This window comes from Albidovulum sp., assembly GCF_049646345.1.
In the GTDB taxonomy this organism is placed as follows: Bacteria; Pseudomonadota; Alphaproteobacteria; order Rhodobacterales; family Rhodobacteraceae; genus Albidovulum.
Genome location: NZ_JBARVQ010000668.1, coordinates 1 through 7396, shown reverse-complemented (window position 1 = coordinate 7396; position 7396 = coordinate 1). Strand labels below are relative to the sequence as shown.

Below are 7396 nucleotides of genomic sequence, written 5' to 3'. Positions count from 1 at the left end.
AGGCGGAAAACCACTTAGAAAACGCCCGGAACCTGTTCAGACAAACCGAGCCACCTCTAACAGCGCGACGAACTCGGCCCCGCTGTAGGTCATCAGGTAGGGCGTGCCGACCTCGGGGGCGTTGCGGAGCAGCGTTTCAACGGCCTCGCGGTAGAGCGCGCTTGTGGTCACGCAGATCATGCGCCCGTTGAGCATCACCATGCAGAACGCGGCGTCCTCGCGCAGCGGTTCGATGGCGGCGCAACCGCCGTTCGCTGTGTGAACGATCTCCATTACTTCACCTCCTTCGCCTCCAGCGTGATGATGCGCTGTTCCAGTTCCTCTACCGCGCGGATGTTGCCCAGCGTGCCGATGGCCTCGATGATCTGCCGCCCCACGTCAGGGGCGATCAGCGCGGACGCGATAGCGGCCAGCTCCTGCTCCACCTGGGCGGCCAGCGGCAGCGACGGGTCGAGGTCAAAGGTGACCTTCTCGCCCTGAGCTTTGAGCACCGGCAGGATGCGGCTGAGGACGAGACCCGCGCTTGCGGGGTCGCCCTCCTTGGCCTTCTCAAGCACCGCGTCCAGCACAGCGGGGCCTTCTTCAAGCAACCGCTTCTGTAGCTGAGCCATCGGGGTGCGGCCCGCAGGGCGGCCAGCCGGGTTCGGGGACTTCATCCCCGGATACCAGCCAGCCTTCACTGCCGGTGTGGATGCATCGGTCATGCGGAGCTTTCCTTTGATGTTACAGATGCGATCAGGCGTCCTTGAGCACGAACGCCTTCTCGGCCTCGGTCTTCGCCTGACGGAGCAGACGCACCTTGTCGGGGCGCATACCGACGGCCTTCTCAAGCTCCTTGAACACCAACCCCGCACGGGTCTCGATCAGCTCCTTGGCCCCCTGCATCACCTTGAGGCGGGCGGCTTTGTCGGGCTGACGCTTCATGTGCCAGATGCGCGTCAGGGTGCTTTGCATGTTTGCGTCGAGGCCCGACAGAAACGGAGGCGCGCCGAGGATCGCGCTGACGACCCGTTCGTCGCCCGCGTCGATATGCTACTGGATGAAGGTCTGCCGCTCGCCGGTGTTCAGCCCCTTTACTTGGTCACGGATTTCCTTGCCAAACGCACCCGCCGCAGCTTCGGTCAGCGGCATGTTCAACTCGCCCTCAAGGAAGTTGATGCCCTTTACGAGGTTGGCGCGGGTGCTTTCGAAGCTCCGGCTGATGGAGTCCATCACCTTGTACGCCAGTTCCTGAGTGTGGATGATTTGCTGCGCTTCGTTCCAAGTCGGGTTCGTCTTGGCCTTCTCGCGCGCGTTCGCCACGTTGACGATGCCGTTGTAGGCGGTGCTGAATGCGGTCTCGGTCATGCCGAGCACCTTGGCGGTCTCGTCATTGTAGCCGTCGATGTGCTTGACGTTGTCGGGGTGGAGTGCGGGCGTGACCTGCGTGGAAACTTCGGTGCTCATGTCCTGATATCCTTGCTGAGATGCCGTGAGCGGCTTGCTAGACGCTGTTAGGGTTAGGATGCATTGATTTTCGCTGCGTTGCGTGTTTCACGGCTCGGAAAACGGAGCGGTGACATGAGCGACCTTTACTGGCTGAGCGACGAGCAGATGGCCAAGCTTTCCCCTTTCTTCCCGAAATCGCACGGCAAGCCTCGCGGCGATGACCGGCGTGTGTTGAGTGGGATTATATTCTACAATCGCAATGGCTTACGTTGGCGTGACGCTCCTGCCGCTTATGGTCCACACAAGACGCTTTACAGCCGGTGGAAGCGTTGGAGCGAAAAAGGCATCTTCGCGCGGATGATGGTCGGCCTGGCGGCAGAACATGGCGAACAGAAGACTGTGATAATTGACGCGACATACCTCAAGGCACATCGAACAGCGACCAGCATGGCCGCCAAAAAAGGGGGCGTGGTCGCCTGATCGGTCGCACCAAGGGCGGCATGAACACCAAGCTGCATGCAATCTGTGACAGCCAGGGAAGACCGGTCGACCTGTTCGTCACCGCCGGGCAGGTCAGCGATTATATCGGCGCACGGGCACTGCTCAGCGGCCTGCCAAAGGTCAAAGGGCTGCTCGGGGATCGCGGCTATGACGCTGACTGGTTCCGAGAAGCGTTGAAAGACAAAGGGATACGCGCCTGTATCCCCGGTCGGAAACAGCGGAAGACGCCGGTCAAATACGACAAGCGGCGCTACAAGCGGCGCAACCGGATCGAGATCATGTTCGGCAGGCTCAAGCGTGGCGACACGCTATGACCGCTGTCCCAAGCTCTTCCTGTCAGCCATCGCCCTCGTGGCTGTCGTGATCTACTGGTTATGAATCCTCACCCTAAGGATTTACATGGTTTTGTCAGGTGGGTTTAAACCCACCTTACTTTGATTTCGGACCGTAGCTCTGCCACAGCCAGATCAGCGCCATCGCCCCCAGAACCGCGCCGACGAAACCGCCGAGCCAGCCTGCAACTGTCAGGATGAAACGCAGGACCAGCCCGCCCGCAAGCGCACCTATTACCCCGACTGCGATAGTCGTGATCAGATCCGCCTCAATGCCCATCAGCCTTGTGGCGATGAACCCCGCCGCCGCGCCGATGATGATCAGTCCGATAAGCGCCAATCATGCCTCCATACCCTTGCGATATGGGAAGGCCCCCTTCCGCAGGGAAGGGTCAGTCGAGTTTTTCGGGCAGGATCAGCCCGCGCAACACTTCGGCCACGGGCATCGGACGCTTGCCCTCGCGCTGCGCTTCGGTGATCTCGACCGCGCCGTCGCCGCAGGCGATGGTGAAGCCCGACAGCACCTTGCCCGGCGCGCCTTCACCGGTCGCCAGATGCGACCGCAAGAGCTTCACCCGCTCGCCCGCGATGTCGCACCAGGCGCCGGGAAAGGGCGAGAGGCCCCGGATCAGCCGGTCGACCTCGGTCGCGGGCCGGGACCAGTCGACCCGCGCCTCGGCCTTGTCGATCTTGGCGGCATAGGTCACGCCTGCTTCCGCCTGAGCCTCGGGCACCAGATCACCGAGGCGGCCCAGAGCCTCGACGATCAGCCGCGCGCCCACCGTTGAGAGCCGGTCATGAAGGTCAGCAGTGGTCTCGCCCGCGCCAATCCCGGTCGCCTCACAGAGCAGAACCGGCCCGGTATCGAGCCCGGCCTCCACCTGCATGATGCAGATACCCGTTTCCGCGTCCCCCTCCATGATCGCCCGATGGATCGGCGCCGCCCCGCGCCAGCGCGGCAGAAGCGAGGCGTGGATGTTCAGGCAACCTTGCGCCGGCGCATCCAGCACCGCCTTCGGAAGGATCAGCCCGTAGGCCACGACCACGGCGACATCGGCCTGAAGCGCCGCGAATTCCGCCTGCGCCTCTGCCCCTTTCAGGCTGACCGGATGGCGGACCGGCAGGCCCAAAGCCTCGGCCCGTGCCTGAACCGGGCTCGGCCGGTCCTTCTTGCCGCGGCCAGCGGGACGCGGCGGCTGGCAATAGACGCACAGAACCTCATGGGCGGCATGAAGCGCCTCCAGAACCGGGACCGAAAACTCCGGCGTGCCCATGAACACAACGCGCATGCCTCACCCCTTCTTCATTGCTCAAATACCCTGCTGGGGTCGCCCATTGTCGCGCCATTGGTCCGAGCGTCAATGGGCGACGGGGATGCAAAATCCCCCGACTGCTATCCGCGCTTCCTCAGCTTTTCGGCCTTCGCGACGAGCATCTTCTTTCGGACCGGCGACAGGTGATCGACGAACATCCTGCCATTCAGGTGGTCGATCTGGTGCTGAACGGAGGTCGCCCAGATCCCGACAAAATCGCGCTCCTCGACCTCCCCCGCCTCATTCAGGAACCGCACTGTGACGGCGCGGGGCCGCTCTATGCCCGCATGGACACCCGGCAGGTTCGGGCTCGCCTCATCATGTTTTCGCATCTGGACCGAGGCGTGCAGCACTTCGGGATTGGCCATCCTGACCGCCTGCCCGCGCTTGTCGGAACAATCGACGACGGCCAACCGCAACATGATCCCGATCTGCGGTGCTGCCAGCCCGTAGCCCGGCATCGCGTCCATCGTCTCGACCATATCGTCCCAGATCATCCGTACAGTTTCGGTCACAGATGCGACCGGTTCGGCCTCTTTGTGCAGCCGTCTGTCGGAATAGGGAATAAAGGGCCTGACCGTCACGCCCGCGCCTTCTCGCGCTTCAGCTTCTGCATTTTGCGGGTGATCAGCTGGCGTTTCAGCGGCGTCAGGTAGTCGATGAAGAGCTTGCCGTCGAGATGATCGATCTCATGCTGGACGCAAGTGGCCCAGAGACCGTCGAATTCTTCTTCATGGGTCGCGCCATCCAGCCCCAGCCAGCGCACCTTCACCTCTTTCGGGCGGGTGATATCGGCATATTGTTCGGGGATCGACAGGCAGCCTTCCTCATAGGTGTTGGTCTCGTCCGAGGTCCAGGTGACTTCGGGGTTCATCAGAACCATCGGCCGTGGCTTGGCCTCGGGGTCCTTGATGCAATCCATGACCAGGATGCGGCTCATCAGCCCGACCTGCGGCCCGGCCAGACCGACGCCTGGCGCGTCATACATCGTCTCAAGCATATCTTCGGCAGCCGCGCGCAAGTCATCCGTGATCTCGGTCACGGGGTCGCACAACTTTTTCAGGCGCGGGTCGGGATGGATAAGGATCGGGCGTATCGTCATGCGCCCGATTTAGGGCAAGCCTTTCCCGTGCGCAATGCCCGGCCCCTTGCACCCGACCGTGTGATGATTAGTCTCGCGGCCAAAGGACAGGAGCCCGCATGGATTTCGACGAGATTATCGACCGCACCGGCACCCATTCCGCGAAATGGGACATGATGGAAAAGCTCTATGGCGTCAGCCCCAAGGACGGGCTGTCGATGTGGGTGGCGGATATGGATTTCCGCCCACCCGCCTGTGTTCAGGCAGCGGTGCAGGGCATGGCCGATCATGGGGTCTATGGCTATTTCGGCGATGACCGCGCCTATCTGGAGGCGATCACCTGGTGGATGGCCGAGCGTCATGGCTGGCAGATCGATTCCAATTGGATCTTCACCACACATGGTCTGGTGAACGGCACGGCGCTTTGCATTGACGCCTATACTGTACCGGGCGACGGTGTGGTTCTGATGACGCCCGTCTACCATGCCTTCGCCCGCGTCATCAAAGCGGCGGGGCGACAGGTCGTCGAATGTGCGCTGGCGAATGAGGGCGGCCGCTATCACCTCGATTTTGCCGCATGGGACGCGCAGATGACGGGCCGCGAACGGATGCTGATCCTCTGTTCGCCCCATAATCCCGGCGGACGGGTCTGGACCGAAGAGGAGTTGCGCGGTGTGGCCGATTTCTGCAAGCGCCACGATCTGGTGCTGGTCTCGGACGAGATCCACCACGACCTCGTCTATCCGGGGCATCGCCATTCTGTCATGGCCAAAGCCGCGCCAGAGATCACCGACCGGCTGGTGACGATGACGGCAACCACCAAGACCTTCAACATCGCGGGCAGCCATATCGGCAATGTGATCATCGCCGACGAGGCGTTGCGGGCGAAGTTCGCGGCAAAGATTGCCGCACTTGGCATTTCCCCCAACAGCTTCGGGATGCATATGGCGACGGCCGCCTATTCGCCCGAGGGTGCCGAATGGGTGGATGCGCTGGTCGCCTATCTCGACGGCAATCGCAGGCTGTTTGACGACGGGATCGCTGCGGTTCCGGGGCTTGCCTCCATGCCGCTTGAAGCGACCTATCTTGCATGGGTCGATTTTGACGGCACCGGAATGCCAGCCGCCGAATTCACCGGACGGGTAGAGCGGGATGCGAAGATCGCGGTCAATCACGGCCCGAGTTTCGGCAAGGGCGGCGGGAACTTTCTGCGCTTCAACATTGCTACACCGCGCGCCCGTGTGGCCGAAGCGGTCGCACGCATACAAAAGGCATTCGGCGACTTGCAATGAGGTTTCTGCGCCGGTTCTTCCAGCTTACCGTCCTGACCGCCGCGCTCGGGCTGGGGATGCTGGCGCTCTATCAGTACAAGTTCCCGGCGCCGCGCCCGCCTGAACCGCTGCCGCCCCTGACCGGGCAGATCGATCACATCCTGATCGAGAAGGGGGCGCGGCGTCTGACTGTGTTCCGCGACGGGGTGGAGTTGCGAAGCTATCCGGTCGCCTTGGGTTTCGCGCCCGAAGGCGACAAGGCGCGGCAGGGCGATGGACGCACACCCGAAGGCATGTTCCGCATCGACCGGCGCAATGCGGAAAGCAAGTTCCACCTGTCTTTGGGGATCAACTATCCGCAAAGGGACGATCTGATCCGCGCTTCGGCAGGCGGCTACGATCCGGGTGGCGATATCTTTATCCACGGCCAACCGAACGCCTTCTACGGCAAGGCCACTTTGCGCCATGACTGGACAGCAGGCTGCATTGCCGTTTCCGACACCGAAATCGAGGAGTTATGGCGCGTGACCCCGATGGGCACGACAGTCGAAATCCGGCCCTGAAGCCTTGCGGTCAAAAGCGCGGCAGATAGCCCCGGGGCGCGTCATCTTCGCGCACGTAGTCAAGCGGCACCGTATCATGCGCCATGGTTGACCGCTTCATCGTGCAGATCAACTCACCATCCTCGACATCAGAGGCGATGATCAGCGACTGATAAAGATGGCGGGCCCCGTCATAGATATCGACAAGACCGCGAAGCTGCTGCACCTGATCGGCGTCAAGCGCAAAGCCCGTCTCCCAGAACTTCAGGATCGGATAGACATCGTCGCCCGCCATGACCCGAAGGCGCGACCGGCGTTTCAAATCGCGTTTGCGCGCCTCTTCCAGACCCGCCCGCACTTCCTTTGGCAAAATATCATTCATCACAATCACTCCCCCCGACAATCAGCATGGGCCAAAGCCCCTCAAAATCAAGTTAACCTTATGGACAACAAGGATTTGTGCCTAATCCGTGACAGTGACGTAACAATATTTCGCCGTGCGCGACAATAATGTGCGACTGCGCAGGGCAAGTCCGCGCCGGTTGCGGTGTTCAGGCAGGGTAGCAGTCCCTAGATTCCCGGGGCAGAATCGAGAGGAACCGCGGTGGGCAGGCTGATTGACGGAACATGGTCGACCGAGTGGTACGACACAGCAAAAACCGGCGGCGCCTTCAAACGCACCGACAGTGTCTTTCGCAACTGGGTCACGCCGGACGGGGCGCCGGGACCGTCGGGGGACGGTGGCTTTCCGGCCGAGGCAGGCCGCTATCACCTCTATGTTTCCTATGCCTGTCCCTGGGCGCATCGGACGCTGATCTTCCGGGCGCTGAAGGGGCTGGAGGGCCTGATCGACGTGTCCGCCGTCCATCCCGACATGCTGGAGGACGGCTGGACCTTTCAGGCTGATTTTCCCGGCGCAACCGGCGAC

11 protein-coding genes and 2 pseudogenes are annotated in these 7396 nt (G+C 62.1%); 4 read left to right on the top strand and 9 right to left on the bottom strand.

Going from position 1 to position 7396, the window contains the following annotated elements; translation table 11 throughout:
* Nucleotides 1-36: 36 nt before the first annotated feature.
* The 4 genes from WBB85_RS17525 to WBB85_RS17510 all read right to left on the bottom strand — a co-directional run bounded on the left by WBB85_RS17525 (nucleotide 37) and on the right by WBB85_RS17510 (nucleotide 1446).
* Entirely contained in the window at nucleotides 37-273 is a 237-nt protein-coding gene (locus tag WBB85_RS17525; RefSeq protein ID WP_432639882.1) for a hypothetical protein, read from the bottom strand.
* Nucleotides 273-704, bottom strand: a complete 432-nt coding sequence (locus WBB85_RS17520) for a hypothetical protein (protein ID WP_432639881.1) — start codon at nucleotides 702-704, stop codon at nucleotides 273-275. Before WBB85_RS17520 ends, WBB85_RS17525 begins: the two co-directional genes overlap by 1 nt.
* Nucleotides 705-735: 31 nt before the next feature.
* A complete protein-coding gene (locus tag WBB85_RS17515) occupies nucleotides 736-954 on the bottom strand; it encodes a hypothetical protein (protein ID WP_432639880.1) in 219 nt (72 codons plus the stop codon).
* Between the two features lie 78 nt (nucleotides 955-1032).
* The gene (locus tag WBB85_RS17510; protein WP_432639879.1) at nucleotides 1033-1446 is read right to left on the bottom strand and encodes a hypothetical protein; all 414 of its coding nucleotides are present in this window, start codon (nucleotides 1444-1446) and stop codon (nucleotides 1033-1035) included.
* Between the two features lie 114 nt (nucleotides 1447-1560).
* On the opposite strand from WBB85_RS17510, the pseudogene WBB85_RS17505 reads away from it, so the two are divergent.
* Nucleotides 1561-2307, top strand: a pseudogene (locus tag WBB85_RS17505) (IS5 family transposase).
* Nucleotides 2308-2358: 51 nt separating this feature from the next.
* Here WBB85_RS17505 and WBB85_RS17500 read toward each other — a convergent pair.
* The 4 genes from WBB85_RS17500 to def (WBB85_RS17485) all read right to left on the bottom strand — a co-directional run bounded on the left by WBB85_RS17500 (nucleotide 2359) and on the right by def (WBB85_RS17485) (nucleotide 4676).
* Nucleotides 2359-2601: a GlsB/YeaQ/YmgE family stress response membrane protein gene (locus WBB85_RS17500; RefSeq protein WP_432639878.1), complete on the bottom strand. Its 243-nt coding sequence runs from the start codon at nucleotides 2599-2601 to the stop codon at nucleotides 2359-2361.
* Between the two features lie 52 nt (nucleotides 2602-2653).
* Nucleotides 2654-3550: a methionyl-tRNA formyltransferase gene (fmt, locus tag WBB85_RS17495; RefSeq protein WP_432639877.1), complete on the bottom strand. Its 897-nt coding sequence runs from the start codon at nucleotides 3548-3550 to the stop codon at nucleotides 2654-2656.
* A 104-nt stretch (nucleotides 3551-3654) separates the two neighbouring features.
* Nucleotides 3655-4158 carry a peptide deformylase gene (def, locus tag WBB85_RS17490; RefSeq protein ID WP_432639876.1) on the bottom strand — a complete coding sequence of 168 codons (504 nt, stop codon included), beginning with the start codon at nucleotides 4156-4158 and terminating at the stop codon, nucleotides 3655-3657.
* Nucleotides 4155-4676: a peptide deformylase gene (gene def / locus WBB85_RS17485; RefSeq protein ID WP_432639875.1), complete on the bottom strand. Its 522-nt coding sequence runs from the start codon at nucleotides 4674-4676 to the stop codon at nucleotides 4155-4157. The genes def (WBB85_RS17490) and def (WBB85_RS17485) overlap by 4 nt, the downstream gene beginning before the upstream one ends.
* Before the next feature lie 98 nt (nucleotides 4677-4774).
* Here def (WBB85_RS17485) and WBB85_RS17480 point away from each other — a divergent pair, with 98 nt between their 5' ends.
* Together WBB85_RS17480 and WBB85_RS17475 are read left to right on the top strand one after the other, a co-directional pair.
* Nucleotides 4775-5947 carry a MalY/PatB family protein gene (locus WBB85_RS17480; protein ID WP_432639874.1) on the top strand — a complete coding sequence of 391 codons (1173 nt, stop codon included), beginning with the start codon at nucleotides 4775-4777 and terminating at the stop codon, nucleotides 5945-5947.
* Entirely contained in the window at nucleotides 5944-6489 is a 546-nt protein-coding gene (locus WBB85_RS17475) for a L,D-transpeptidase family protein (RefSeq protein WP_432639873.1), read from the top strand. The genes WBB85_RS17480 and WBB85_RS17475 overlap by 4 nt, the downstream gene beginning before the upstream one ends.
* Nucleotides 6490-6499: 10 nt before the next feature.
* Here the strand turns inward: WBB85_RS17475 and WBB85_RS17470 are convergent, their stop codons facing one another.
* A complete protein-coding gene (locus WBB85_RS17470) occupies nucleotides 6500-6850 on the bottom strand; it encodes a hypothetical protein (protein WP_432639872.1) in 351 nt (116 codons plus the stop codon).
* A gap of 222 nt (nucleotides 6851-7072) precedes the next feature.
* On the opposite strand from WBB85_RS17470, the pseudogene WBB85_RS17465 reads away from it, so the two are divergent.
* Nucleotides 7073-7396 (top strand): annotated as a pseudogene (locus WBB85_RS17465) (glutathione S-transferase family protein); the annotation flags it as partial.

What these genes read in the sequence shown, in the direction of transcription:
- WBB85_RS17525 (WP_432639882.1), bottom strand. Translation starts at nt 273, where the DNA reads ATGGAGATCGTTCACACAGCGAACGGCGGTTGCGCCGCCATCGAACCG.
- WBB85_RS17520 (WP_432639881.1), bottom strand. Translation starts at nt 704, where the DNA reads ATGACCGATGCATCCACACCGGCAGTGAAGGCTGGCTGGTATCCGGGG.
- WBB85_RS17515 (WP_432639880.1), bottom strand. Translation starts at nt 954, where the DNA reads ATGCAAAGCACCCTGACGCGCATCTGGCACATGAAGCGTCAGCCCGAC.
- WBB85_RS17510 (WP_432639879.1), bottom strand. Translation starts at nt 1,446, where the DNA reads ATGAGCACCGAAGTTTCCACGCAGGTCACGCCCGCACTCCACCCCGAC.
- fmt (WP_432639877.1), bottom strand. Translation starts at nt 3,550, where the DNA reads ATGCGCGTTGTGTTCATGGGCACGCCGGAGTTTTCGGTCCCGGTTCTG.
- def (WP_432639875.1), bottom strand. Translation starts at nt 4,676, where the DNA reads ATGACGATACGCCCGATCCTTATCCATCCCGACCCGCGCCTGAAAAAG.
- WBB85_RS17480 (WP_432639874.1), top strand. Translation starts at nt 4,775, where the DNA reads ATGGATTTCGACGAGATTATCGACCGCACCGGCACCCATTCCGCGAAA.
- WBB85_RS17475 (WP_432639873.1), top strand. Translation starts at nt 5,944, where the DNA reads ATGAGGTTTCTGCGCCGGTTCTTCCAGCTTACCGTCCTGACCGCCGCG.
- WBB85_RS17470 (WP_432639872.1), bottom strand. Translation starts at nt 6,850, where the DNA reads ATGAATGATATTTTGCCAAAGGAAGTGCGGGCGGGTCTGGAAGAGGCG.